This window comes from Rheinheimera sp. NSM, assembly GCF_052380015.1.
GTDB lineage: Bacteria > Pseudomonadota > Gammaproteobacteria > Enterobacterales > Alteromonadaceae > Alishewanella.
The window spans coordinates 134,114-158,287 of the sequence record NZ_JBQTCI010000005.1; the positions used below are offsets into that span (position 1 = coordinate 134,114).

The 24,174-nt window shown below is 50.4% G+C and carries 25 protein-coding genes; 19 read left to right on the top strand and 6 right to left on the bottom strand.

Features of this window, described 5'->3' with window-relative positions; genetic code table 11:
• The first annotated feature begins 16 nt into the window (after window positions 1–16).
• The 12 genes from ACTZWV_RS15040 (at window position 17) to ACTZWV_RS15095 (ending at window position 12,453) form a co-directional block, all read left to right on the top strand.
• The gene (locus ACTZWV_RS15040) at window positions 17–1,396 is read left to right on the top strand and encodes a YcjX family protein (protein WP_444787328.1); all 1,380 of its coding nucleotides are present in this window, start codon (window positions 17–19) and stop codon (window positions 1,394–1,396) included.
• The gene (locus ACTZWV_RS15045) at window positions 1,393–2,400 is read left to right on the top strand and encodes a TIGR01620 family protein (RefSeq protein ID WP_444787329.1); all 1,008 of its coding nucleotides are present in this window, start codon (window positions 1,393–1,395) and stop codon (window positions 2,398–2,400) included. The genes ACTZWV_RS15040 and ACTZWV_RS15045 overlap by 4 nt, the downstream gene beginning before the upstream one ends.
• Window positions 2,401–2,509: 109 nt before the next feature.
• The gene (locus ACTZWV_RS15050) at window positions 2,510–3,706 is read left to right on the top strand and encodes a trans-sulfuration enzyme family protein (protein ID WP_444787330.1); all 1,197 of its coding nucleotides are present in this window, start codon (window positions 2,510–2,512) and stop codon (window positions 3,704–3,706) included.
• A gap of 185 nt (window positions 3,707–3,891) precedes the next feature.
• Window positions 3,892–4,692: a phenylalanine 4-monooxygenase gene (phhA, locus tag ACTZWV_RS15055; RefSeq protein WP_305551574.1), complete on the top strand. Its 801-nt coding sequence runs from the start codon at window positions 3,892–3,894 to the stop codon at window positions 4,690–4,692.
• A 9-nt stretch (window positions 4,693–4,701) separates the two neighbouring features.
• Window positions 4,702–5,043: a 4a-hydroxytetrahydrobiopterin dehydratase gene (locus tag ACTZWV_RS15060; protein WP_444787331.1), complete on the top strand. Its 342-nt coding sequence runs from the start codon at window positions 4,702–4,704 to the stop codon at window positions 5,041–5,043.
• 200 nt (window positions 5,044–5,243) lie between these two features.
• Window positions 5,244–6,806, top strand: a complete 1,563-nt coding sequence (gene tyrR / locus ACTZWV_RS15065) for a transcriptional regulator TyrR (protein ID WP_444787332.1) — start codon at window positions 5,244–5,246, stop codon at window positions 6,804–6,806.
• A 212-nt stretch (window positions 6,807–7,018) separates the two neighbouring features.
• A complete protein-coding gene (gene hppD / locus ACTZWV_RS15070) occupies window positions 7,019–8,092 on the top strand; it encodes a 4-hydroxyphenylpyruvate dioxygenase (protein ID WP_444787333.1) in 1,074 nt (357 codons plus the stop codon).
• Window positions 8,085–9,233, top strand: a complete 1,149-nt coding sequence (locus ACTZWV_RS15075) for a homogentisate 1,2-dioxygenase (protein WP_444787334.1) — start codon at window positions 8,085–8,087, stop codon at window positions 9,231–9,233. The genes hppD and ACTZWV_RS15075 overlap by 8 nt, the downstream gene beginning before the upstream one ends.
• 2 nt (window positions 9,234–9,235) lie before the next feature.
• A complete protein-coding gene (locus tag ACTZWV_RS15080; RefSeq protein WP_444787335.1) occupies window positions 9,236–10,252 on the top strand; it encodes a fumarylacetoacetate hydrolase family protein in 1,017 nt (338 codons plus the stop codon).
• Window positions 10,253–10,408: 156 nt separating this feature from the next.
• Entirely contained in the window at window positions 10,409–11,047 is a 639-nt protein-coding gene (maiA, locus tag ACTZWV_RS15085) for a maleylacetoacetate isomerase (protein WP_444787336.1), read from the top strand.
• Window positions 11,048–11,253: 206 nt separating this feature from the next.
• Complete coding sequence (locus tag ACTZWV_RS15090; protein ID WP_444787337.1) at window positions 11,254–12,180, top strand: chemotaxis protein; 927 nt, start codon at window positions 11,254–11,256, stop codon at window positions 12,178–12,180.
• 57 nt (window positions 12,181–12,237) lie between these two features.
• Complete coding sequence (locus ACTZWV_RS15095) at window positions 12,238–12,453, top strand: hypothetical protein (protein ID WP_444787338.1); 216 nt, start codon at window positions 12,238–12,240, stop codon at window positions 12,451–12,453.
• Between the two features lie 4 nt (window positions 12,454–12,457).
• Here the strand turns inward: ACTZWV_RS15095 and ACTZWV_RS15100 are convergent, their stop codons facing one another.
• The 3 genes from ACTZWV_RS15100 to gloB are packed head-to-tail and all read right to left on the bottom strand — an operon-like array spanning window position 12,458 to window position 15,406.
• The gene (locus ACTZWV_RS15100) at window positions 12,458–12,949 is read right to left on the bottom strand and encodes a hypothetical protein (protein WP_444787339.1); all 492 of its coding nucleotides are present in this window, start codon (window positions 12,947–12,949) and stop codon (window positions 12,458–12,460) included.
• A gap of 28 nt (window positions 12,950–12,977) precedes the next feature.
• The gene (locus ACTZWV_RS15105; RefSeq protein WP_444787340.1) at window positions 12,978–14,582 is read right to left on the bottom strand and encodes a LysM peptidoglycan-binding domain-containing protein; all 1,605 of its coding nucleotides are present in this window, start codon (window positions 14,580–14,582) and stop codon (window positions 12,978–12,980) included.
• Window positions 14,583–14,638: 56 nt separating this feature from the next.
• Entirely contained in the window at window positions 14,639–15,406 is a 768-nt protein-coding gene (gloB, locus tag ACTZWV_RS15110; RefSeq protein WP_444787341.1) for a hydroxyacylglutathione hydrolase, read from the bottom strand.
• Between the two features lie 39 nt (window positions 15,407–15,445).
• Here gloB and ACTZWV_RS15115 point away from each other — a divergent pair, with 39 nt between their 5' ends.
• The gene (locus ACTZWV_RS15115; protein ID WP_444787342.1) at window positions 15,446–16,180 is read left to right on the top strand and encodes a class I SAM-dependent methyltransferase; all 735 of its coding nucleotides are present in this window, start codon (window positions 15,446–15,448) and stop codon (window positions 16,178–16,180) included.
• On the opposite strand, the gene ACTZWV_RS15120 is transcribed toward ACTZWV_RS15115, so the two are convergent.
• Entirely contained in the window at window positions 16,177–16,683 is a 507-nt protein-coding gene (locus ACTZWV_RS15120; RefSeq protein ID WP_444787343.1) for a GNAT family N-acetyltransferase, read from the bottom strand. The two genes, ACTZWV_RS15115 and ACTZWV_RS15120, sit on opposite strands and share 4 nt — an antisense overlap.
• A 39-nt stretch (window positions 16,684–16,722) precedes the next feature.
• Window positions 16,723–17,256, bottom strand: coding sequence for a DUF2058 domain-containing protein (locus ACTZWV_RS15125; protein WP_444787344.1), 534 nt, complete (start codon window positions 17,254–17,256; stop codon window positions 16,723–16,725).
• A gap of 146 nt (window positions 17,257–17,402) precedes the next feature.
• Here ACTZWV_RS15125 and ACTZWV_RS15130 point away from each other — a divergent pair, with 146 nt between their 5' ends.
• Together ACTZWV_RS15130 and ACTZWV_RS15135 are read left to right on the top strand one after the other, a co-directional pair.
• Complete coding sequence (locus ACTZWV_RS15130; RefSeq protein ID WP_444787345.1) at window positions 17,403–18,713, top strand: DEAD/DEAH box helicase; 1,311 nt, start codon at window positions 17,403–17,405, stop codon at window positions 18,711–18,713.
• Between the two features lie 271 nt (window positions 18,714–18,984).
• Window positions 18,985–19,197, top strand: a complete 213-nt coding sequence (locus ACTZWV_RS15135) for a cold-shock protein (RefSeq protein ID WP_068230058.1) — start codon at window positions 18,985–18,987, stop codon at window positions 19,195–19,197.
• 67 nt (window positions 19,198–19,264) lie between these two features.
• Here ACTZWV_RS15135 and dinB read toward each other — a convergent pair whose 3' ends face one another.
• Window positions 19,265–20,329, bottom strand: a complete 1,065-nt coding sequence (dinB, locus tag ACTZWV_RS15140; RefSeq protein WP_444787346.1) for a DNA polymerase IV — start codon at window positions 20,327–20,329, stop codon at window positions 19,265–19,267.
• 256 nt (window positions 20,330–20,585) lie between these two features.
• Between dinB and glyA the strand changes: the two genes are divergently transcribed.
• The 4 genes from glyA to ACTZWV_RS15160 all read left to right on the top strand — a co-directional run bounded on the left by glyA (window position 20,586) and on the right by ACTZWV_RS15160 (window position 24,168).
• Complete coding sequence (gene glyA, locus ACTZWV_RS15145) at window positions 20,586–21,839, top strand: serine hydroxymethyltransferase (RefSeq protein WP_444787347.1); 1,254 nt, start codon at window positions 20,586–20,588, stop codon at window positions 21,837–21,839.
• A gap of 80 nt (window positions 21,840–21,919) precedes the next feature.
• Window positions 21,920–22,375: a transcriptional regulator NrdR gene (gene nrdR, locus ACTZWV_RS15150; RefSeq protein WP_444787348.1), complete on the top strand. Its 456-nt coding sequence runs from the start codon at window positions 21,920–21,922 to the stop codon at window positions 22,373–22,375.
• Window positions 22,375–23,493 (top strand): bifunctional diaminohydroxyphosphoribosylaminopyrimidine deaminase/5-amino-6-(5-phosphoribosylamino)uracil reductase RibD, encoded by a 1,119-nt coding sequence (gene ribD / locus ACTZWV_RS15155; RefSeq protein WP_444787349.1) that lies wholly within the window; start codon window positions 22,375–22,377, stop codon window positions 23,491–23,493. The genes nrdR and ribD overlap by 1 nt, the downstream gene beginning before the upstream one ends.
• A 24-nt stretch (window positions 23,494–23,517) precedes the next feature.
• Window positions 23,518–24,168: a riboflavin synthase gene (locus ACTZWV_RS15160; RefSeq protein WP_444787350.1), complete on the top strand. Its 651-nt coding sequence runs from the start codon at window positions 23,518–23,520 to the stop codon at window positions 24,166–24,168.
• Window positions 24,169–24,174 lie beyond the last annotated feature (6 nt).

A 24,174-nucleotide genomic window follows, 5' to 3' on the forward strand; every position in this document is an offset into this window, starting at 1 on the left:
GGTATTTTATAACCTGATGAGTCTATTGCAGAAAATTCAACAACAACGGCACGATTTAACCCATCGTGCCTTTGATCGTCATATCCGCCTGGGGGTAACCGGCCTTAGCGGCTCAGGCAAAACTGCCTTTATTACCTCGCTGGTACACCAGTTAACCCAAGGCGATTTGCCGGACCACCTGCCATTTTTTGATGTGGTGCGTGAACGCCGCTATCTCGGCGGTAAGCTGGCGGCACAATTGCCGGATATGCCGCGCTTCCCGCTGGAGCAAAATTTACAGCATCTGCAGCAAGAGCCGCCACAATGGCCGCCGTCTACCTCAGGCAGCAGCCGGCTGGGGTTGCAACTGCGTTATAAAGCGGCGTCCGGCATCAGAGCGCGGTTGCAGTCACACAGCGAGCTGGCGCTGGATATTATTGACTATCCGGGCGAGTGGTTATTGGATTTGCCGCTGCTGGATATGAGCTACCACCAGTGGTGCGAGTTCAGTTGGCAGTTATTCGACCGTGAGCACCGTGCAGCATTAGCGCAGCCGTTTTTGCAGCAGTTGCAACAGCTTGATTTAAACAACGCCGGTGAGCTGTACGTGCAGCAACTGACGGACAGTTATAAACAGTTATTGCAGCAATACCATGATCTACCTGGCGCTTATTTAAACCAGCCCGGCCGTTTGCTCGTGCCCGGCACCCTGGCCGGCGCTCCTATGCTGCAGCTGTTTCCGCTGCTGCCACAGCAGGCAGAGCAGAACACGGCCCTGGTGGCCAAACTGACGCAACACTATGACAGCTACTGCAAGCATGTGATTAAGCCGTTTTATCGCCAGTACTTTGCTTCGCTTGATCGCCAGGTGATCCTTGTCGATTGTTTATCAGCATTAAATGCCGGCTATGCGGCAACCCATGAGTTACAACAGGCACTGCGGCTTATTTTACAAAGTTTTAATTATGGCCCGTCCAGCCTGCTAAGCCGGTTGTTTACACCAAAGATCAGTAAGGTGTTGTTCGCCGCCAGTAAAGCCGACCATGTTACGCCCGAGCAGCACAAAGCCTTAACCTTGTTGTTGCAACAACTGCTGCAACAACCGCTGAAGCACAGTCAGTACCAGGCCGCTACGACAGAGGCCATGGCGATAGCGGCAATCCGCGCCAGCGACAGCGGCTTTGTCCGTGCTGATGGCCTGGCGCAGCCGTGTATCAGTGGCACCGGGCTGGCACAACAGGCGCTGACGTATTTTCCGGGCGAAGTGCCATCAACTATCCCCACCAGGGCGTTATTTGCCGGGCACAAATTTGACTTTATAGCGCTGCGGCCTTTGCCGTGGCAGGACGGGCAAGCGCTGCCGCATGTGCGGATGGACCATGTATTGCAGTTTTTGCTGGGAGATAAATTACGATGAGCGAATTAAAACCGGCACAGCATTTTGACCGGCAAAGCCCTAAGGCAGAGACGGCAGAGTTAAAAACGGCCGGTTACTACAATGACGACGACTTTGTTGCTGCTGTCGACGCCGGACCGGCAAAGCTCAGCACCCCCACAGCCTGGTGGTGGCGCCTGGCCGGCGTTACGCTACTGGCCATAGTGTTGTTATCTGTCTGGCAGTGGACACTTATGCTGCAACAAAGCTGGCAACACAGTGTGCTGCAAGGTGGGTTGTTAAGCATGATCACCGCAGCGGTGTTGGTATTGTTGTCGAGCGTATTGTGGCGCGAGTTAAAGCTGTGGCGTCGTTTAGCACGTAACCGGCAGTGGCAACACAGTGCGCAGCGTATTCGCCACAGCGTGCAATTTGGCGAGGCTGAGCCGTTATGCCGTCAGGTTGCCGCCAGTTTGCCGGCAACGCCGGCCATAGCGGCGGCAGTGCAGCACTGGCAAAATGCGCTACAACCGCAACACAGCGACGAAGAGCAACTGCAGCTGTTTGAACATTTTGTGTTGTTTGAGTTAGATAAACAGGCACAGCAGTTGGTATACCGCGCCGCCACCGATACCAGCCTGGCGGTGGCAATCAGCCCCTTTGCCCTGGCCGATATGTTACTGGTACTGTGGCGCAGCAGCCGTTTACTGCGCGAACTGGCGCAGCTGTACGGTGGTGCTATTGGCCAACTGCGTAGCCTGGTGCTGTTAAAACGCTTGTTGGCAGCGCTGCTGTGGGCCGGTGGCTCAGAGTTGGCGTTGGATATGGCATCAGACGTTATCGGCAGCGAGTTAACGGCGAAATTATCGGCCCGTGCCGGCCAGGGTGTTATCGCCGGTCTGTTGGTCGCCAGGTTGGGTAATTTAGCGCAGCAACAATTACGGCCGCTACCGGCCGGTAAAACGGCGAAAGTGAGTATTAAAGCGCTGGGCAGCGTCTTATTACAGCGTTTTAACGGTGCAGTGCAAACTAAAGCTGACAGTTAAGCTGCATGCAAAGTCATAGCGGCGGACTGCAAGATGTCTGGCGTGCTTCCATTAATACTGGTTTCTGCTATTTGTTACAGCGACTTTAACTTTCAGTAGCAGTAACTTTATGCATGACAATAATAAAAAAGCCGAAACCCTGTGTATTCACGCCGGTAAAGAAAAAAATCAACACGGTACTTTAGCTACGCCGTTGTACCAAACCTCCACCTTTATTTTTGATAACGCCGAGCAAGGTGCTGCCCGTTTTGCCGGCGAAGCCGAAGGCTATATTTACACCCGGCTGGGCAACCCGACTACCCGCGAGCTGGAGCTGAAAATAGCGGCACTCGAAGGCATGGCAGATGCCGCCGCCACGGCCACCGGCATGGGCGCAGTCGCAGCCAGCACTATGGCGTTTTTACAGCAGGGCGATCATCTTATTGCCAGTAAAGCCATTTACGGTTGCAGCTTTGCGCTGTTTAACCATATGTTTTCCCGCTACGGCATTGAGGTTAGCTTTGTCGATATGACCGACCATGCGGCGGTTGAACAGGCTGTTAAACCGAATACCAAAATGCTGTTTGCCGAAACGCCGATCAACCCGAATCTGGTGGTGCTGGATCTGGCCTTTCTCGGCGATTTTTGTCAGCGCCATCAGCTTATTTCGGTGATTGATAACACCTTTCTTACGTCGTTGCTGCAGAAGCCGGCTGATTACGGCATCAATATTGTGATCCACAGTGCCACTAAATACCTGAACGGCCACGGCGATGTGGTAGCCGGGCTGATTGTATCGGACGCAGAAACGATAAAAACCATTAAGCTAACCACGTTAAAAGACATGGGCGCCACCATCAGCCCGCATGATGCCTGGCTGATTATCCGCGGTTTAAAAACCCTGTCGGTACGGTTAGAGCGCCACTGCAGCAATGCGCAGACAGTAGCGGAATACCTGCAGGCGCATTCCGCGGTGCGCGAAGTGTATTACCCGGGCTTGCCATCGCACCCGGGCTATAAGTTTATCGGCACTCAGATGAAAGCCGCCGGTGGTGTATTGGCGTTTGAGCTTAATGCCAGCCTGGATGACAGCCGATATTTTATTAATCAATGTAAGTTGCTTAGCCTGGCGGTAAGTTTGGGCGATGCCGAATCGTTAATTCAACATCCGGCCTCGATGACGCACAGCCCTTACACGGCAGAAGAGCGGCAGATGGCCGGCATCAGTGATGGGTTGATCCGTGTTTCGGTCGGGCTGGAGCATGTTGATGACATTATTGCCGACCTGGCGCAGGCGCTGGAGAAAATGCAGCAACGCCAGCGCTGATGCTTAGCCAGGTTGTAAGCTAAACTTTACGCCACGCCGGTCAACTTTAGGCGGCAACGAGATTAACTCTTGCCGCGCTATCGCTTAGTATCCGCTCTAACTAATTATCTGCCTGTATAGCCATAATAATTTAACTGCAGATAAGCGGGACACTCCCGTATAACAGAATATTCAACAGGTTGTTTATGAGTAAGTCGAGTAAATATGTTTCCCGTCAGTCGGACGAGCAGGGCGTTATTGCCTGGTCAGATGAAGAAAACCAAATTTGGCACGAGCTGATCACCCGTCAGCTTAGTGTGATTAAAGGTAAGGCCTGCGATGAGTATATGGCCGGGTTGGACAAACTGCAGCTGCCAACCGATCGCATTCCGCAATTGGAAGAAGTCAGCAAGGTATTGCGTGCCACCACCGGTTGGGAATGCGCCGAAGTACCGGCGCTGATAAGCTTCGATAAGTTTTTTGAATTGCTGGCCAATAAGCGCTTTCCGGTGGCGACGTTTATCCGTAGCCGTGAAGAGTTTGATTATCTGCAGGAGCCGGATGTGTTCCATGAGATTTTCGGCCACTGCGCTATGCTTACCAACCCGGCTTTTGCCGAATTCACCCATATTTACGGTAAACTGGGCCTGGCGGCCAGTAAGCAAGACCGCGTCTATCTGGCCCGGTTATACTGGTTTACCATAGAGTTTGGCTTACTGAACACCGAAAACGGCCTGCGCATATACGGTGGCGGTATTTTATCGTCGCCGGGTGAAACCACCTACGCACTTGAATCTGCTGTGCCTGAGCGTAAAGCCTTTGATGCGGTAGATGTGCTGCGCACGCCTTACCGTATCGATATTATGCAGCCGGTGTACTTTATGATTGAACGCATTGACCAGCTGTTTGATATTGCCCATCTGGATATGATGGCCTTAGTTGAGCAAGCCAAAGCGCTGGGGCTGCATGCGCCGAAATTTCCGCCCAAAGAAAAACAAGCAAGTTAGGATTACAGAATGTCTGAATTAAAAGCAATGCAATGTGAAGCCTGCCGCGCTGATGCGCCCAAAGTGTCTGATGCTGAACTGCCGGATCTGATGCGGCAAATCCCTGATTGGACGCCGGTAGTACGTGACGGTATTTTGCAACTGGAACGCGAGTTTAAGTTTAAAAACTTTAAGCTGGCGTGGGCGTTTCATAATAAAGTGGCAGAGCTGGCAGAAGCAGAAGGGCACCATCCTGCGCTGTTGCTGGAATGGGGCAAGTTAACGGTGACCTGGTGGTCGCACTCGATTAAAGGCCTGCATAAAAACGATTTTATTTGTGCGGCTAAAACCGATACTTTACTGTCTGCTTAAAGTACCCCCGCTAAGTGGCGCTTAAGCGCCACTTATGCCAACCTTTTTCTTCATCACCGCCGCTGTGTCTTTATTGCCGCTTGTCGCAATAAGCCGCTAAATCGTCTTTTTGTTCACATTTCTTTACAAAACTACTGGTCTCTTGTTGGCGTTATACCGTATTATGCGGTTAATTACTTGGGCTTGGGACATATTGCGGTATGCGTTTAGAAATTCAATGCCAGAACCGGCTGGGGCTGGCGCAGGAAGTATTAAATGTATTGGTAAGTTATCAGCTGGATTTGCGCGGCATTGAAGTCGATCCCGGCTTAAGCCGGATGTATGTGTCTTTTCCAACGGTAAATTTTGAAAAGTTTCAGGAATTGATGACCAAAATGCGGCGCATTGCCGGCGTAGAAGATGTAAAAACCACCGCCTTTATGCCCTCCGAGCGTGAACACAACGAATTGTCTACCCTGCTGCGCACCTTACCCGATGGCTTAATTGCCGTAGACATTAAAGCCAATGTTACGGTGATTAACGATGCAGCGCTGGAAGCCTTAGCGGTAGAGCGTGAAGCTGTGGCCGGCCAGTCTTTGCAGGGCATGGTCAGAGGCTTTAATTTTCAGCGCTGGTTAGAAGGTGATGATGTGCTGGCGCAAACGCGGCGGTTGGAAATTCATGGCAAGCGCTTTGTGGCCGATATTCTGCCGGTAATGGTGCCGGATGAAACCGGCCATGAGATCCTGGCCGGTGCGGTGATCAACTTAAAATCTGAGAGCCGGCTGGGCCAGCATATGGTGGCGTTTAAAAAAGGCGACCAGGAAAGCTTTAATACCTTACAAGCGCACAGCAATTTGATGCGTAAGGTGGTGCGCGAAGCGAAAAAAATGTCGCAGCTGGATGCGCCTATTTTGATCATGGGCGAAACCGGCACCGGTAAAGAATTGCTGGCGCGCGCCTGTCATGCCGCCAGCAGCCGCTCGGGCAAACCTTTTTTAGCGTTAAACTGCGCGTCCTTGCCGGACAATGTTGCCGAGTCTGAACTGTTTGGTTACGGCACCAATGCTTTTCCCGGCACTACGGAAGGTAAAAAGGGGATTTTCGAGCAAGCCAACGGCGGTACGGTCTTTTTAGATGAAGTCGGTGAGATGTCACATTCATTGCAAACCAAGTTGATCCGCTTTTTGCAGGACGGCAGCTTTCGCCGTGTTGCCGATGAGAATGAAGTAAAGGTGGATGTACGGGTGATATGCACTACGCAAAAAGACTTGCCCGGTATGGTGCAGGAGGGCAAATTCCGTGAAGATTTATTCTATCGCCTCAATGTACTGACACTGGCTTTACCGGCGCTGCGCGAGCGTAAGCAGGATGTGCTGCCGCTGGCTGAATTCTTTATCGCCCGTTTTGCCGCGCGGCTGGGCCGCAAAGCACCGAAACTAACCGATAACTGCGCGAATTTTTTACAGAATTATCCGTGGCCGGGCAATGTGCGCCAGTTAGAGAACGCCTTATATCGCGCTATTACACTGCTGGAAGGCTTTGAGCTGGACAAAGAACATTTACAGTTACCAAGCTACAACAACGATTTTGGCTACTTAGAGCAAGACTTTGACGGCACTCTGGACGAAGCGGTAAAACGATTTGAAGCTAACTTGCTGCGTAAGTTATTTCCGGCTTATCCCAGCTCACGTCAGTTAGCGAAAAAGCTGGGTTTAAGCCATACCGCTATTGCCAATAAGCTGCGTGATTATGGCATTAACCGCAAGAGTGTAAAAATTTAACTACACTTTGTGCGAAAAACTGTACTACAGAAGGGCTGCCAACGCGATTTGGCGGCCCTTTTTGATCGCATTTGCGCAAAAACTGACTTTCGTATTGCCAACTTTACAAAACAAGCAGTTAGCCTTGATGGCACTGTCGCATGCCGGCCTCTTTCTTTTTTTTACCGCAAGCGCATCATAGCGCCATCGTAGACGTAGCAGGGAACAAACAGATGTTAGATAAAATAAACCCACTGGGTACTGATGGTTTTGAATTTGTTGAATATACCGCCGCTGATGCCGATGGCATTCAGAAGCTGAAAGATTTATTTCATTCGCTTGGCTTTACCGAAGTGGCACAGCACCGCTCTAAGCAAGCCTGGTTATATAAGCAGGGCGACATCAACTTTATTGTTAATGCCGAGCCTAACTCGCAAGCGGAAGAGTTTGCCCGTCAGCACGGCCCCAGCGTATGCGCCATGGCGTTTCGGGTAAAAGATGCGGCCCACGCATTAAAGCATGCTGTTGCCAACGGCGCTAAAGAGTACAAAAACCAGATCGGCCCGATGGAGCTGAATATTCCTGCCGTATACGGCATTGGCAGCAGCCTGCTGTATTTTGTTGACCGCTATGGTGCCAGCAGTGTGTATGACATCGACTTTAAATATTACGACAACTGGCAGGATGACATGGCTAAACACAGTGTTGGCCTGGAAGTGCTGGACCATTTAACCCACAACGTAATGCGCGGCAATATGAATGTGTGGGCAGGTTTTTATGAAAATATCGGTAACTTCCGTGAAATCCGCTATTTTGATATTGAAGGTAAACTGACCGGCCTGGTGTCTAAAGCCATGACAGCACCCTGCGGCAAAATTCGTATTCCGATTAACGAATCCTCTGATGACAAATCTCAGATTGAAGAGTTTATCCGTGAGTACAAAGGCGAGGGTATTCAGCATATCGCGCTGACCACAGAAAATATCTATGAAACAGTACGTACGCTGCGCAATCGCGGTATGGACTTTATGCCTACACCGGAAACCTACTACAACAAGGTAAACGAGCGGGTAGTGGGCCACGATGAAGACTTAGAGCAACTGCGTGACTTGCGTATTCTGATCGACGGCGCGCCGATGAAAGACGGCATTTTGCTGCAAATCTTCACCAAAACCGTGATTGGCCCGGTGTTCTTTGAAATTATTCAACGTAAAGGCAACGAAGGCTTCGGCGAGGGCAACTTTAAAGCACTGTTCGAGTCTATCGAAGAAGATCAAATCCAGCGCGGAGTGTTAAGCAATGCGTAAATGGGCATCGTTTCCGTTAAAGGAAGGGGATGTATCAAGACAGGCGCACGCAGATTTTCCTGAGCAGGCGATATATGAACGTGAAACCGGCCGCAGCGGCTTTTTTGGCCCGGCCACGCACTTTCATCACCGCCATGCGCCTACCGGTTGGACTGACTGGCAAGGGCCATTGCGGCCGCACCTGTTTAACTTTAATGAAATAGGTGCAGATAACGCTAATTCGCCGTGGGCAGTGCCCAATCTGCTGTTTAATGCGCATTGTAAAATGCGTACCTGGCGCTTAAGCGACAACATGAGCAAACTGGTACGTAATGCTGATGGTGACGAGTTGCTGTTTATCCATGAAGGTAGCGCTGAGCTTTACTGCGACTACGGCCATATGACAGTGCGTGATGGCGATTACATAGTGATCCCGCGCTCTACCATGTGGCGCTTAGAGCCAAAAGAGCCGATGTTTATCCTGCTGGTGGAAGCCACTAACGACAGCTATCAGCTGCCGGAAAAAGGCCTGGTAGGTAACCACGCGATTTTTGACCCGGCAATGCTGGATACGCCGAAAATTGACGCTGCCTTTAAAGCGCAATACAGCGAGCAGCAATGGCAGGTTGAAGTAAAACGCCACGGCCAGGTATCGGTAATTACATACCCGTATAACCCGCTGGATGCTATTGGCTGGCACGGCGATTTAGCGGTAATGCGCATTAACTGGCGCGATATCCGGCCACTGATGAGCCACCGTTATCATTTACCACCGTCGGCGCATACTACCTTTGTCGCGCAGCGCTTTGTGGTGTGTACCTTTGTGCCCAGGCCGATTGAGAGCGATCCCGGTGCATTAAAAGTACCGTTTTATCATAACAATGACGATTACGATGAAGTGCTGTTTTACCATGCCGGTGATTTCTTCAGCCGCGATAATATTGAAAAAGGCATGGTCACTTTCCACCCGGCCGGTTTTACCCATGGCCCGCATCCGAAAGCTTTTGCCGCCGGGCGTGAGTATAAAAAGAAATTTACCGACGAAGTGGCCGTAATGCTTGATACCCGTGATGCGCTGGAAATAGGCACAGCGGCGCTAGCCACCGAAAACCCGGAATACGTGAATAGCTGGAAAGTAAAACCTGAGCAGGCTAAGGAATAATAATGAAGTTAGCAAGTTTAAAAAATGGCAGCCGTGATGGCTTGCTGGTTGTCGTCAGTCGCGATTTAAGCCGCTGTGTAGCCGTGCCGGCAATTGCAACCACCATGCAACAGTTACTGGATAGCTGGGTGCAATTAAGCCCGAAGCTGGAACAAGTATATCAGGCGCTGAACAGCGGCAAAGTAGACGACGAAATGGCATTTGACGAAAGCCGGTGTGAATCGCCTTTGCCACGCGCTTATCAGTGGGCCGATGGCAGTGCTTATGTGAACCATGTAGAGCTGGTGCGCAAAGCACGTAATGCCGAAATGCCCCCAAGCTTCTGGACCGATCCGTTAATGTATCAGGGCGGCTCGGATGATTTTATCGGCCCGCGTGACAATGTCGAAGTGGTCAGCGAAGACTACGGTATCGACTTTGAAGGTGAAGTAGCAGTAATCACCGATGACGTGGCAATGGCGTGCAGTGCTGACGAGGCGCGCAGCAAAATCCGCTTACTGATGTTGGTCAATGACGTATCCTTGCGTGGCCTTATTCCGAATGAGTTAGCCAAAGGTTTCGGCTTTTTTCAGTCCAAGCCGTCATCTGCATTCAGCCCGGTAGCGGTAACGCCGGATGAGCTGGGTGATAACTGGCGCGATGGCCGCGTGCATTTGCCGCTGCTGTCTATCTACAATGGCAAACTGTTTGGTAAGCCCAATGCCGGTATCGATATGACGTTCGACTTTGGTCAACTGGTGGCGCATGCGGCGAAAACCCGCAATCTGGGCGCCGGTGCGGTTATTGGCTCGGGCACAGTATCAAACAAGCAGGGTACCGAATATGGTACTGCTGTGGATGAGGGCGGTGTTGGCTACAGCTGTATTGCTGAAATCCGCATGATTGAAACCATTCGTGATGGTAAACCGTCTACCGCTTTTATGAAGTTTGGCGATACCATCCGCATGGAAATGCTGGATGCTCAGGGCAACAGCATCTTTGGTGCCATTGATCAGCAAGTGGTGCAATATAAAGTCTGAGTTTGACTCAGATTCAGTAGAATCACTGCGTACATTTTTTCCGCGACACGCCGTAAACCCATCCCTGGGGGCTCGTCTCAGGCCGTCCAGGCCTTCAACGGTCGCGGAAAAAAGTACATCCGTGCTTCTACCCGGTTCAATTTCAGAGGACCTGTAATGAAACTTTACGGCTATTGGCGCTCTTCAGCAGCCTATCGTGTGCGCATAGCACTGAATTTAAAACAGCTGAGTTTTGAAAACCTGCCGGTGCACCTGGTAAAAAATGGCGGTGAGCAACACAGTGACAGCTATAAAGCGTTAAACCCGTCTGAACTGGTGCCAACCCTGGTAGATGGCGATATCAGCCTGAACCAGTCGTTAGCGATTATTGAATATCTGGACGAGATGTATCCCAAGCCGGCGTTATTGCCGCAAGATAGCGCGACTAAAGCCAAAGTGCGGGCGCTGGCCCTGGATATTGCCTGCGATATTCATCCGCTGAACAACCTGCGTGTATTGCAATACCTTAGCGGTACCCTTGCCGTGACTGACGCAGCAAAAGCCGACTGGATAAAACACTGGTTGCACAGCGGCTTTACCGCGCTGGAACAGCGGTTGAGCCAAAGCGCGGGGCAGTTTTGCTTTGGCAATGAGGTAACCCTGGCGGACATTTGTCTGGTGCCGCAAGTGTATAACGCGCTGCGCTTTGCGCAGGACATGAGTGCATTTCCTACCGTTATGGCTATTCAGCATAACTGTCAGCAGTTGGCCGCTTTCGCGCTGGCCGCACCTGAGCAACAACCCGACGCCCAATAAAGCTGACCCGACTGATGCCGGCCTGTGATGCCGGTATCAGCATTTACTGTCCGGTACTAGACGATTAGCTATAGTCGCCTATGCTTAACTCTGTAGCGTAATTCCCCATTGCTTTTGCTGTGTTGGCAACGGCCGGCAAAAATAACAGCGACGTGCGTGTCTGCTTCGGACATAATAGGCAATACATCGGCAAGAGGTTGAGAGTAATGAGTAATTTAATGGCATCAGTCAATCAGCGTACCAATCTGGTTGGACAAAACAGGTTAGAGTTATTGTTGTTTCGCCTGAATGGCTCTCAGCGCTTTGGTATCAACGTATTTAAAGTACGTGAAGTGATCCAGTGTCCCGAGTTAACCGAAATGCCGGGCTCACACCCCTGCGTACGCGGTATTGCCCATTTACGCGGTGTGCCGGTGATGGTCATTGATATGAGTCAGGCCACCGGCGGCAAGCGGTTAGAGGATTTATCTGCGGCTTATATTTTGGTAACGGAGTACAACCGTAATACCCAGGGCTTTCTGGTTGCCGGCGTAGATCGCATTGTGAACCTGAATTGGGAGCAAATTATGTCGCCACCGCAAGGCTCCGGCAAAGCGCATTATTTAACTGCCGTGACAGAAATAGACAATAAATTGGTGCAAATCCTCGATGTGGAAAAAGTATTTGCCGAAATTTGCCCGATGAACGAAGAAGTCAGTGAAAGCGTTAAATCCAAAGCATCAGCCATTGATTTATCGCAAATTACCGTACTGGTTGCTGACGATTCCGCCGTGGCACGTAATCAGGTAAAACGCGCGCTGGCGTCTATTGGTGTGAAAGTAGAGCTGGCCAATGACGGCAACGAAGCACTGCAATGGTTGATAAAAAAAGCCGATGAGCTAGGCGATAACTTTGTCCGTGAAATACCGCTGCTGATTTCGGATATTGAAATGCCGAAAATGGATGGTTATACCCTGTGCAGCGAAATTAAAGCCAATGAAAATCTGCGTAAAATCCATATTATCCTGCATTCATCCTTAAGCGGTGTATTTAACGAAGCTATGGTAACAAAAGTAGGTGCCGATCAATTTATTGCCAAGTTTCACCCGGATGAGTTAACGTCAGCAGTACAAAAGTGGTTAAATGCCGGTTAAATATTATTGCCTGAACAGCTGGTTCTGCCACGTTCAGGCTTTGCAGTGTGAGCGGATATGACGCAACAATACAAGTTACCCAAAAGATGGTTTAATAAAGGTTTGGTGTATGTCGGGCTGTTTGGTTTAGTGTTTCAGCTGTGTGCTGTAACATTTTCCTGGTGGCATGGTATGACTTTATATGAGGGCTGGTGGCTCATGTTGCTGGCACCATGCTTGTGCATTGCATCGGGTATGTTGCCGTCGTTGCAGTTGCAACAAGAGCCGGAATAACAGCTTAACGCTTGGGTTTAAACATACCTTCAACACGTACGTCTTTGATGCCTTGTTCAGTGAAATAGAAATTGACCTGACCGGGGCCGCGGCTGAACTGATAGCTCTCATCGTTAAATTGCAAAATAAACTTACCCGGCTGATCATCAACGCCGGGCTGCTGATAGAGTTTCAGTTTGTAGCCTTCTATCTGCAGTTCAAAACCGGATAAAGGTTCGTTAATAAAATCCGGTACCCAGACCTGCTGGTCATTTTGCAGAATTAACGCCAATGAGTATTTTTGCGGCACCGTATGCACAGACAAACTGTGGCGGCCAACGATAAAGCGATAGCTGCCATCCTGACGAAAGTAACTAAAGCCGAAGTCAAATTCCTGCTCGCCACCTTTTGTCAGTTGCACCTTGCCTTCACCTGCTATGTCAAATTGCGCATAACAGGGCAAACAGAAGAGCATTGTTGCAGACAACAACCAGCCTGATAATAAACCGGCTTTCATAACAAGGCTCCTTTTGACGATGGCAGCGTTAAACCTGGGTTAAACCTACCACCAGTTTTAATTGCTGCCCGGGCTGCAGGTAATTGCTGCTGTTGATATTGTTCCATTTTACAATGTCAGCCACGCTAACGCTGAAACGCTGGGCAATACGGGCTAACGAATCACCTTTTCGCACTTTGTAGGTCACAGTACGTGAGATGCCGGCGCTGCGGTTGTCTGACGTTTGCTGCCATATAACTAACTGCTGGCCTAATTTAAGTGGCGCGCGTTGGGCAATGCCATTCCACTTTGCCAGCTGCTCTACGCTAACCTTATGCTCCCGGCTGATATCCCACAGGGTATCACCTTGTTTGACAGTATATGCCAGTTTGTTACCGCTTGCCGTTTGCTGCTGGGCTTTGGCTATCCGGTTAGGCTGGCTCAGGCTGTAGTCAGCCGTGTCGGCGTTTGCCATCGGGATCAATAAATGCTGGCCAATGCGAATGGTGTTGCCCGACAACTTATTAATACGCTGTATAGCACCCACTGCGGTGCTGTGTTGCTGGGCAATTTTGCCAAGGGTGTCACCTTTTACCACGGTATAGCGCTGCCAGCGCAGCCAGTTTTGTACCGGGGTTTGTGCCAGCTGTTGTGAAAAAGCAGCAGTGGTGTGTTGTGGTAACACCAGATAATGCGGGCCGTCCGGATCGGTCGCCCATTGGCTGAATCCCGGGTTTAATGCCTGAATATCAGATACGTTTAACCCAGCCATTTCAGCCGCTATCGCCAGGTCTATCTGGCCACCAACGTCAACGATATCAATTTTCGGTTCGTTAGCAATAAACTTCCAAACAATATCAAAATCGTCCGGACGTTTTAAAATATCAACTAAAGCCAGTAACTTAGGTACGTAAGCAGTGGTTTCTGCCGGTAAGTCCAAAGACCAGAAGTCGGTAGGCAGGCGTCGTTGTTTATTGCGCTTTATTGCAGCAAGAATTCGGCCTTCGCCGGAGTTATAGGCAGCAATAGCATTTAGCCAGTCACCTTCGAGCCGGTCGTGTAAATATTGCAGATATTCCAGCGCCGCGCGGGTAGAGGCAATGACATCACGGCGGCCGTCGTACCAGAAGTTTTGTTTCAGGCCAAAGCGCTTGCCGGTAGCGGGCATAAACTGCCACATACCCGATGCAGCGGCATGGGAATAGGCAAAGGGGTCAAAGGCGCTTTCTACAATAGGCAGTAACGCCAGCTCCAGCGGCATATTACGTTTTTCAATTTCCTGCACTATGTAGTACAAAAAAGGCTGGGCGCGGTTCGCAATGCGGTCTAAATAAGCCTGATGGCTGCTGTAGTAATTACGCTGTTCAATAATAGGCCGGGTTTGTGGCACATTAAAGGTTAGTTGAAACTGAATGCGTTGCCATAAGTCTTCCAGCTCTGCCGCGTCTGGCGTGACAATTTCCGGCTCTGCGCCAATATTCAGATTCCACAAGCGGTTGGCAATTTGTTCTGCGGATGCTGCCTGTTTATGAAAATCTGCCTGCTGCACGTCTGATGCAGTTGCTGCGGCGGTGCTGATCTCATCGGAATTGTTGGTACTGACGCATCCTGCGAGTAAAACGGCACTTGCCAGAGCAGAGATTTTTTTAAACATTACTTCATCCCAAGGGTAAAAATACGAATGTTACCTGTTCGACAGCGTATTGCAAGTCAGGCTTTAAACTGGTCTTTAGCTGCTCTTAGCATAGTAAATAAAGCCAGAGCGGTGTCTTTTTGCCATTTTTCTTGCAACAGTTTGTTATTGCAGCGTAAAAAAGGATTAATTTGTTTTTCATTTGCCAGTATTGCCGGCAGGGTTGGCTGTTTTGCCAAACGTAAATCATGGCAATGCTGTGTATATTCCACTAACGCAGCATTATCAGCATCAACGTGCAGGGCAAACTGTAAGTTTGCCAGGGTGTATTCATGTGTGCAGTAAATCAGTGTGTCATCGGGCAAGGCCAACAGTTTTTGCAACGAATGCCACATTTGAGCAGGGCTACCTTCAAATAAGCGACCACAGCCAGCGCTAAATAAAGTATCACCACTAAACAAAACCGGGGCTGAATAAAACGCTATATGGCCCAGGGTATGGCCGGGTAAGTCTATTACGTCAAATGTCAGGTTAAATTGTGGCAACGACACCGTATCGCCTTGCTTAACCTGTTCAGTTAGCGAAGGAATAAGATGTTGCTCTGCCGCAGGGCCTATAACCCGTGCATCCGGAAACTGTTGTCGCAGTTTGGCAATGCCGCCGGTATGGTCGGCGTGGTGATGGGTGATCAAAATACTGTGTAGCTGCTTTTGCTGCTGCGCCAAAAATTGCAATACAACGTCGGCATCACCCGGGTCTACCACTAAGCAATATGAGTGTTCAGGCTGACACAGCGCCCAAATATAGTTATCCTCGAACGCAGGTATAGGTGTAATCTGGTACATAATGGCAGCGATATTGATTAATCCGGATAACAATTTAACATGAAACCGGCGTTAAGCGAAAAAGACAGGGCTTTTCCCTCGCAGTGGCAGCAGTTTCCGCAGGGTGATGCGCTGGCTGCTGCTGTCGCAGTAAAACTGCAACCGTGGTGGCAGCGTATTTTCGGTTATTACCTGCTCAAGGTAGGCGATTTGAGCTGTCAGTTAGATACCAGTGGTTGCAAAATTCAGCAGCACATTACTATAGGTCGTTACGCGAATAACCTGATGCTGCAGGCTGAAGCCGATGCCTTGCCGGTTAGCGACAGCAGTGTCGATGCGGTATTGCTAAGCCACAGCCTGGAATACACGCCGGATCCACACCATGTGGTGCGCGAAGCGCACCGTGTGCTGATGCCGGACGGTTATTTGTTACTAACCGGTATTAACCCTTACAGTATGGTTGGTCTGCTTAAGTGCTGGCCGGGCTTAGCGCAGCAGTATCCATGGCAAGGGCGTTTTTTCAGCCCGGCGCGGATTAAAGACTGGTTGCATCTGGTAGGGTTTGAAGTGCTGTCTGAGCAGCGTTTTTTCTGCTCGGCGATGTTGGCCAAGCACTATGATGACGGTTGGTGGCAGCAGTGGCAGGAGCAATATCTGCATTATTTCGGCGCAAGTTATCTGTTGGTTGCCCGCAAGCGTGAATTGCCGCTAACACCTATCCGGCCGAAATGGCAATTAAACCCGGCTTTCGCGCAGCAGGTTAAAGGTGTCAGCGCCAGGCAGCGCAGCAGTTAGATTTGGGCAAGATATTGATTGGCCCGGCTAATGGCTTCAGCCGCTGTTAGCGTCATAAAATACAAACGGCTGTTTTCCTGCTCCGGTGGCGGGCTGGCCGTAAAACCTAAACGGCTGTAACACTGCACTGCAATCTTATTGTGCCGGTGTACATATAGCGAGATATCGCGTCGCTGTTGTCCTAACGCCTGAATAATCAGCTCGAAAATAAGTACTCTGGCCAGGCCTTTGCCACGATGCTGCGGCCGGATCACTAACCTGGCCAGATGATGGCGCTCAAAGCGATCACATAGTTGGCCAAAGCCCAATAACTCACCATTGTGCGCATCTGACAAACTGTAACTTTGCGTACCGGGCCGGCACAGCAATTCGAGAAAACGCCGCTCGCTACAGGGATAATCAAAATTGTCACCACCCCAGCTTTGTTGCTGCTCTGCTGAAACAAACCAACTTTGCAGCTGGATCATTTCAGCGATATTCGCCAATGCCAATTGTGTTGTCATGTCAGGCTCTCTGCCGGCTGTGGTAGCCGAACAATCTGCTTACCACATTAAATCGTCAGGGATCTTAAAGTCGGCGTACGGATCGTCTTCGTCCACTTGTTGCTGTTTTACGTTAAGTACAATAATGCTGTCGCTCTGGCGCTGCTTAATTTTTTCTGCCACTGCAGCCGGTACCAGATAATACTGTTCATCCTGTTTGGCAATGGCCAACATGCCACGGCTGAGCTCATCATGCAGTTTGTTATTCACATACAATCGTTTTACCAGCTTGCCGTCGGTAAAGTTGTACGCCACGTCGCCCTGAGCTCTGATGGTATTGTTGTTAATTAACTGTTTTACCTGGGCGGCAATGGCTTTTTGCTGCAACAGCGCCTGCTTTTGCTGGTTTAGCTGGCGGTCGCGTTCAATTTGTTGCTCGCGGCTTTGCTGAGCCAGTACGCTGGCTTCGTTTATCACAGCTTGTTTTTTACCGGCCTGTACTTTTTGCTGGTGCTTTTCTTTTTTCACCGCTTTTAGTTTTTTAGCGTCGGCCAGGCCGGCTTTTAACAGTTGTTCTTTTAATGCATTACTCATAATAAACCTTGCTGATTGCCTGGTTAAAGGCGCTGCCACTCATGCGCATATAGTAGCGCAAAGCATCCGCTTGTAGAAATCAAACTAACTCAATTTGTCAGCTTCGGTTATCATATAGCGGTAATTTAAGGTTGAAGAGGTTTACTTTGCCATTTAATGATTTATCGCTTGATCCGCGTCTGTTGCGCTCGGTACAGCATCTGGGGTTTGTTAAGCCAACTGAAATTCAGCACGAAGCCATTCCTGCTGTAATGGTGGGCCGTGATTTAATCGTGTCATCGCAAACCGGCTCGGGTAAAACCCTGGCTTATTTGCTGCCGATGATGCAGCGTTTGCTGAAAAGCCGGCCGTTGTCAAAACGTGATGCCAGGGCATTAATTTTGGCGCCAACCCGTGAATTAGCAAAACAAGTCTATGCGCAGCTGCGCTTGTTTGTGTCTAATACACCGCTAACGTCGGCATTGATTGTCGGTGGCGAAAACTTTAACGACCAGGAAAAGTTGCTTAAACGTCAGCCGAATATCATCGTGGCGACGCCGGGGCGTTTTGTTGATCATCTGGAGCATAAATCAGTCTTTATTAACGGCCTGGAAATGCTGATCCTCGATGAAGCCGATCGCATGTTGGATTTGGGCTTTATGCCGCAGCTAACTGTGATCAATAAAGCAGCGGACCACCGTTTGCGCCAAACGCTGCTGTTTTCTGCCACTCTGGATCATGCCGAAGTAGATGAGCTGGCGTTGGCTCTGCTGAAAAACCCGCACCGTGTTGCGGTGGGGGCGTCACATCAGCAACATCAGGATATCAGTCAGCAGTTTTATCTGGCGGATCACCTGACCCATAAAGAAGCACTGCTGCAGCACTTCTTGCAGCAAAGCGATATTAAACAGCTGATTATTTTTACCGCCACCCGTGAAGATGCACAGCGCTTAGCGCTGCTGTGTGAACAATTGGGCCGCAGCGCTGTGGGGTTAAGCGGCAAATTAACCCAAAGCAGCCGCAATGCCGTCATGCAGGCGTTTGCTACCGGCAAACATCAGGTATTGGTAACCACAGATCTGGCCTCACGCGGGCTGGACTTACTGCAGGTATCACACGTCATCAATTTTGACTTGCCCAAACACGCTGAAGAGTATGTGCACCGTATAGGCCGCACCGGCCGCGCCGGTGCCAAAGGCCAGGCGATTTCACTGGTTGGGCCAAAAGATGTTCCGGCACTGACACGGATTGAAGCGTTCTTACGCCAACCTACCGTTTTTAGTGTGGTAGAGGGCCTGGCAGCGAAATTTGACGGTAAGGTAAAAACAGCAGCTGAAACACCGGCCGCGAAGACCGGCAAAAAGATTGCGTCCGGTAAAACCAAAGCGAAAACGACTAAGCCCGTGCCAAAAGCCAAAGCGCAATTTTTCGAAGGCGGTGATGATGGTTTAGCTCCGGTGCGGCGCAAGCAAAAATAAATTCAGCACTGGTTATTTTTTCAGCAATATTGCTGCTACACTGAAATTGTTGTTGTTCGGTACGCCGACAATAACAGGGTTATCAGTAACGTGGCACACGTTGCTGGTACGGCCGTAGCAGAAAATATTTTCTGCGCAGCAGGCAAGGTTATTGACCCCTTATTTGGCTTCACTGATAATGAGGGCGAAAATATGTACTGGCCGGCTGCAATGGCCGGTACTATTTAAGTCGCCAGCGAGCTGGCAAATCTAGTTAAAGTAAGAGAGTGTTATGTCACAGTTAATTTCCGGTTCAGTTAAGTGGTTCAACGAAGAGAAAGGTTACGGTTTCCTTGAGCGTGATGGTGGTAAGGACGTTTTCGTTCACTTCCGTGCTATCAACGGTACCGGCCGCAAAACTTTAGTTGAAGGTCAGAAAGTTACTTTTGAAGTAACTGAAGGCCAAAAAGGCCCACAAGCTGAGAACGTAACTGTTATCGGATAATTCCGGCCAGGCTTGCATAAAACCGGCAACAGCCGGTTTTCTGTTATCTGCAGCATGCTATTTTATATTAAAACGGCAATGCCAGTTGTTGCAGGGCGTCGGTTTTAAAGCCTATCTGTAAACCAATTAACCTTACCCCTTGTTGCTGACGGCGTTGCCAGGCTTCATCCAACAATGGCAGCAGCTTATCCAGTTGCAGCGGTTGGCCTTGTTTTTCTACTGTGGTTTGGCGAAAGTCACTGAATTTAAGCTTTACCCCCACTTTTTGGATCGGCGCCAGACGTCCTGCAGCGGTGTTGCTGTAATGCTCCAGCCGGCGTTGCAACTGCGGTAACAACTGGCTCAGCATTTCTACACATTCAGTGTATTGCAGTAAGTCGTGCTCCAAAGTGCGCTCTACACCCAACGATTTACGTTGCTCACGGCTGCATACCGGTCGCTCATCTATGCCCTGACTGCGTTTTAACAGGTTGTCGGCCAGGCTACCGAAGTGTTTTATCAACAGTGGCAGCGGTGCGGTGGCAATATCGGCACAATGATGTAACCCCAGTTGACTGAGCCGCTCTGCGGTTTTTGTACCTACGCCCGGCAGGCGTTTTAATGGCAGGGTTTTGACAAAAGTACTGACGTTGTCCGGGGTGATAACAAAGAGGCCATCGGGTTTATTTTCGTCGCTGGCAATTTTGGCCAGAAACTTGTTTGGTGCAACCCCGGCCGAAGCGGTAAGACCGGTCTCTGCCACAATGCTGCGGCGGATATCTTCGGCAATACGCGTAGCGCTGCCTTGAAATAGCGTACAGTCGGTAACATCCAGATAAGCTTCATCCAGCGATAAGGGCTCTATCTGGTCGGTGTAACGGGCAAATATTGCGCGAATTTGCCGGCTTGCTGTAACGTACTTATCCATACTGCCGCTTAGCAGCGTCAGGTGCGGGCATAACTTTAATGCCTGGCCGGTGGGCATGGCTGAGCGCACACCATAGGCGCGGGCAGGGTAGTTACAGGTGGATATTACGCCGCGGCTTTGTCTGGAGCCGCCGATAGCCAGTGGCACATGTTTTAGCGCCGGGTTATCACGCATTTCCACTGCAGCAAAAAAGCAATCCATATCAATATGTACTATTTTGCGCATCGGATTGCCTTTGCTGTTTATATATACAGTATATTAGGCGGTGTCAGACTGATTGTAAAGTCTGCGTCACGCTGTGGCAGCAAGCGCAACAAAGGTATTTTGTATTCGGACGTTTAGATGGCTAAATTCTAAGTGCATAAATACGGATTTAGCGGTAGAATAGCGACCAATTTTTACCAGCCCGTTTGGTTGTAGCGCATTTTATTAAAACTTATTTTTATTGAGACTACGCGTGCAAGCCGCGCCAGGAGAGAGCATGTTAAAGCGTGATATGAATATTGCCGATTTCGACCCACAGTTATGGCAAGCGATAACAGATGAAAATGACCGTCAGGAAGCCCATATCGAGCTTATCGCGTCAGAAAACTATGCCAGCCCACGCGTATTGCAGGCGCAAGGCTCTCAGCTGACCAATAAATATGCTGAAGGTTACCCGCATAAACGCTACTACGGTGGTTGTGAGTATGTCGATGTTGCTGAAGACCTGGCCATTGCCCGCGCTAAAGAGCTGTTCGGTGCAGATTACGCCAACGTGCAACCGCACTCCGGCTCACAGGCTAACTCTGCAGTATTTCTGGCGCTGTTAAATGCCGGTGACACTATTTTAGGTATGAGTCTGGCGCACGGTGGCCACTTAACCCATGGCGCTCATGTCAGCTCATCCGGCAAACTGTATAAAGCAGTACAGTACGGCCTGCACCCTGAAACAGGTGTGATTGATTATGATCAGGCCGAAGCACTGGCGCTGGAGCATAAACCAAAACTGATTATCGCCGGTTTCTCTGCCTACTCTGGTATTGTTGATTGGCAACGGTTTCGCGATATTGCCGACAAAGTAGGGGCTTACCTGATGGTGGATATGGCCCACGTTGCCGGTTTAGTTGCCGCAGGTTTGTACCCTAACCCGGTGCCGGTGGCCGATGTAGTGACTACAACTACGCATAAAACCCTGGCTGGCCCGCGTGGTGGTTTAATTTTGGCGCGCAAGAACGAAGAAATTGAGAAGAAGCTGAACTCAGCGGTATTCCCGGGTGGCCAGGGCGGCCCGTTGATGCACGTGATCGCGGCTAAAGCCGTGGCGTTTAAAGAAGCGCTGCAGCCGGAATTTAAAACTTACCAGCAGCAGGTACTGAAAAACGCCGTCGCAATGTGTGATGCGATGATTGCACGCGGTTACAAAATTGTCTCCGGCGGCACACAGAACCACCTGTTCCTGATGGATTTAATTGACAAAGATATCACCGGTAAAGAAGCTGATGCCTGGTTAGGACAAGCGCACATTACTGTGAATAAAAACTCAGTGCCGAATGATCCGCGCTCACCTTTTGTTACCTCTGGTTTGCGTATCGGAACTCCGGCCATTACCCGTCGTGGCTTTGTTGAAGCCGAAGCCCGCACTGTCGCCAATCTGATTTGCGACGTGCTGGACAGCCGTGGTGATGCCGCGGTAATTGATAAGGTGCGTAGCCAGGTTGCTGAGCTGTGCAGCCGCTTGCCGGTTTATGCGTAAGCGTTGATTAAGTGCTATGATGGCCGCTGTTGCGGCCATTTCTTTATCTGGCTTTTTAACGCCTTAGCAGGATTTTTATTATGTACTGTCCGTTTTGTAATGCTGATGATACTAAGGTAATAGATTCACGCCTGGTGGCAGATGGCCATCAGGTACGGCGGCGGCGTGAATGCCTGGCCTGCCATGAGCGTTATACTACCTTTGAATCGGCCGAATTGGTTATGCCGCGCATTATCAAACGCGATGGCTCGCGTGAACCCTTTAATGAAGACAAATTGCGCAGCGGTCTGCTGCGGTCTCTGGAAAAACGGCCGGTATCGACCGAGCAAATTGAACAGCTGATCAATAAAATTAAATCTCAGTTGCGCGCTACCGGCGAACGCGAAGTTGGCAGCCAGCTACTGGGCAATCTGATTATGGATGAGTTGGTCAAAGTGGATAAAGTCGCCTACGTGCGCTTTGCCTCGGTGTACCGCTCGTTCAAAGATATCCGTGAATTTGGCGAAGAAATTGCCCGCTTAGGGGAAAAAGCCTGATGTTCAGTGCCGCTGACAGCGCCTTTATGGCGCAAGCCATTCGACTGGCAGAACTTGGCCGCTACACCACCAGCCCGAACCCGAATGTCGGTGCAGTGCTGGTGCAAAACGGTGTAGTCATTGGCAGTGGTTATCACAGGCAAGCCGGTGGGCCGCATGCCGAAGTGTTTGCCCTGCGTGAGGCCGGCATTAACGCAAAAGGGGCTACCTGCTATGTTACGCTTGAGCCCTGCAGCCACCATGGCCGCACACCGCCTTGCGCTGAAGCACTGATTGCCGCTGGTGTAGCGCGTGTAGTAATAGCCATGCAAGATCCGAATCCGCAGGTAGCCGGCCGTGGCGTCGCATTGCTGCGCGCTGCCGGCATCCTGGTCGATATTGGCTTACTTGAAGCTCAGGCGCGGGCATTAAACCCGGGTTTTTTAAGCCGGATGGAGCGCAACCGGCCTTATGTACAGCTGAAACTGGCGGCCAGTTTAGACGGGCGTACTGCGCTGGCTAACGGCGACAGCAAGTGGCTGACCGGCGAAGCTGCGCGCGCCGATGTACAACATTACCGTGCACTAAGCTGTGCTGTTTTATCTACCGCTACCACTGTACTGGCCGATAATGCTCGGCTGAACTTGCGCACTGAACAGTTATTGCACAGTGTGGCAACACTGGAAAACGGTGAATTGCGCCAGCCAAAGCGGGTGATCCTTGATCGCAACGCCGTGCTGGATGCGAAGCTGGCAATATTTCAGCACGGTGGCGAGGTGTTGCTGTGTGTCAGCAAGCTTGAAAATACCCGTCAACTGCCCAATATTGCCAGACAAATTCATTGTCCGTTAGATGACAAGGCACAGTTTGATTTGCCGGCACTGCTTGAACACTTAGCGTTGCGTGAAAACGTCAATACACTGTGGGTAGAAGCCGGCGCTACGCTGGCCGGCACCTTGTTGCAATTAAAGTTGGTGGATGAGCTGATTGTATATGTAGCCCCCACCTTGCTTGGTAATACGGCGCAGCCGCTGGCAGTACTGCCGCAGTTTACGGTATTGGAGGCGGTACCCAAGCTGAGTTGGACGGATGTACGCATGGTAGGGCAGGATTTACGTCTCACTGCCCGGCTTACCTGAATGAGCGGCTAAACGGGATAACTTATGTTTACAGGTATTATTGAAGCCACAGGTAAGCTTAGCGCAGTGCAGCAGCGCGGAGCTGATATGACTGTTACGGTTTACAGCGACAGCCTGGATTTTGCCGATGTAAAGTTGGGCGACAGCATTGCCAGCAACGGCGTGTGCTTAACGGTAACCAAATTGGCTAAACACAGCTTTGATGCCGATGTTTCCTCAGAAACCCTGGCTCATACCCTGTTTGGTCGCTATCAGCCGGGCCAGGTCATTAACCTGGAAAAAGCGATGTTGCCCACCACGCGGATGGGCGGCCATATCGTCAGCGGCCATGTTGATGGCATTACTCAGGTAACTAAAATTGAAGCCAGCGGCCGCGCCTGGCATATCTGGCTGGCGCTGCCCAAAGCGCTGGCACATTATATTGCCGCTAAAGGCTCAGTGACTGTTGATGGTGTAAGTCTGACGGTGAATGAGCTCAGTGCAGAGGCGTTTCGTCTTACCATAGTGCCGCATACGGCCACCCATACCACGCTTTCACAACTTAAAGCCGGCAGTCAGGTACACCTTGAAGTGGACTTAATTGCCCGTTATCTCGAACGTTTACTGAAAAAAGACAGCGACAGCGCGACGGGTGGTGTCAATATGGCGCTGCTGGCACAGCGCGGCTTTTTATAAATAAGG

Bases quoted from the DNA above. Each gene is read 5' to 3' on its own strand.
- gloB (WP_444787341.1), bottom strand. From the start codon at position 15,406: ATGTACCAGATTACACCTATACCTGCGTTCGAGGATAACTATATTTGG.
- ACTZWV_RS15095 (WP_444787338.1), top strand. From the start codon at position 12,238: ATGACGCAACAATACAAGTTACCCAAAAGATGGTTTAATAAAGGTTTG.
- hppD (WP_444787333.1), top strand. From the start codon at position 7,019: ATGTTAGATAAAATAAACCCACTGGGTACTGATGGTTTTGAATTTGTT.
- ribD (WP_444787349.1), top strand. From the start codon at position 22,375: ATGTTCAGTGCCGCTGACAGCGCCTTTATGGCGCAAGCCATTCGACTG.
- ACTZWV_RS15060 (WP_444787331.1), top strand. From the start codon at position 4,702: ATGTCTGAATTAAAAGCAATGCAATGTGAAGCCTGCCGCGCTGATGCG.
- tyrR (WP_444787332.1), top strand. From the start codon at position 5,244: ATGCGTTTAGAAATTCAATGCCAGAACCGGCTGGGGCTGGCGCAGGAA.
- ACTZWV_RS15125 (WP_444787344.1), bottom strand. From the start codon at position 17,256: ATGAGTAATGCATTAAAAGAACAACTGTTAAAAGCCGGCCTGGCCGAC.
- ACTZWV_RS15105 (WP_444787340.1), bottom strand. From the start codon at position 14,582: ATGTTTAAAAAAATCTCTGCTCTGGCAAGTGCCGTTTTACTCGCAGGA.
- ACTZWV_RS15115 (WP_444787342.1), top strand. From the start codon at position 15,446: ATGAAACCGGCGTTAAGCGAAAAAGACAGGGCTTTTCCCTCGCAGTGG.
- ACTZWV_RS15135 (WP_068230058.1), top strand. From the start codon at position 18,985: ATGTCACAGTTAATTTCCGGTTCAGTTAAGTGGTTCAACGAAGAGAAA.
- ACTZWV_RS15045 (WP_444787329.1), top strand. From the start codon at position 1,393: ATGAGCGAATTAAAACCGGCACAGCATTTTGACCGGCAAAGCCCTAAG.
- glyA (WP_444787347.1), top strand. From the start codon at position 20,586: ATGTTAAAGCGTGATATGAATATTGCCGATTTCGACCCACAGTTATGG.
- ACTZWV_RS15040 (WP_444787328.1), top strand. From the start codon at position 17: ATGAGTCTATTGCAGAAAATTCAACAACAACGGCACGATTTAACCCAT.
- ACTZWV_RS15160 (WP_444787350.1), top strand. From the start codon at position 23,518: ATGTTTACAGGTATTATTGAAGCCACAGGTAAGCTTAGCGCAGTGCAG.
- ACTZWV_RS15080 (WP_444787335.1), top strand. From the start codon at position 9,236: ATGAAGTTAGCAAGTTTAAAAAATGGCAGCCGTGATGGCTTGCTGGTT.
- ACTZWV_RS15120 (WP_444787343.1), bottom strand. From the start codon at position 16,683: ATGACAACACAATTGGCATTGGCGAATATCGCTGAAATGATCCAGCTG.
- nrdR (WP_444787348.1), top strand. From the start codon at position 21,920: ATGTACTGTCCGTTTTGTAATGCTGATGATACTAAGGTAATAGATTCA.
- phhA (WP_305551574.1), top strand. From the start codon at position 3,892: ATGAGTAAGTCGAGTAAATATGTTTCCCGTCAGTCGGACGAGCAGGGC.
- ACTZWV_RS15075 (WP_444787334.1), top strand. From the start codon at position 8,085: ATGCGTAAATGGGCATCGTTTCCGTTAAAGGAAGGGGATGTATCAAGA.
- dinB (WP_444787346.1), bottom strand. From the start codon at position 20,329: ATGCGCAAAATAGTACATATTGATATGGATTGCTTTTTTGCTGCAGTG.
- maiA (WP_444787336.1), top strand. From the start codon at position 10,409: ATGAAACTTTACGGCTATTGGCGCTCTTCAGCAGCCTATCGTGTGCGC.
- ACTZWV_RS15050 (WP_444787330.1), top strand. From the start codon at position 2,510: ATGCATGACAATAATAAAAAAGCCGAAACCCTGTGTATTCACGCCGGT.
- ACTZWV_RS15100 (WP_444787339.1), bottom strand. From the start codon at position 12,949: ATGAAAGCCGGTTTATTATCAGGCTGGTTGTTGTCTGCAACAATGCTC.
- ACTZWV_RS15090 (WP_444787337.1), top strand. From the start codon at position 11,254: ATGAGTAATTTAATGGCATCAGTCAATCAGCGTACCAATCTGGTTGGA.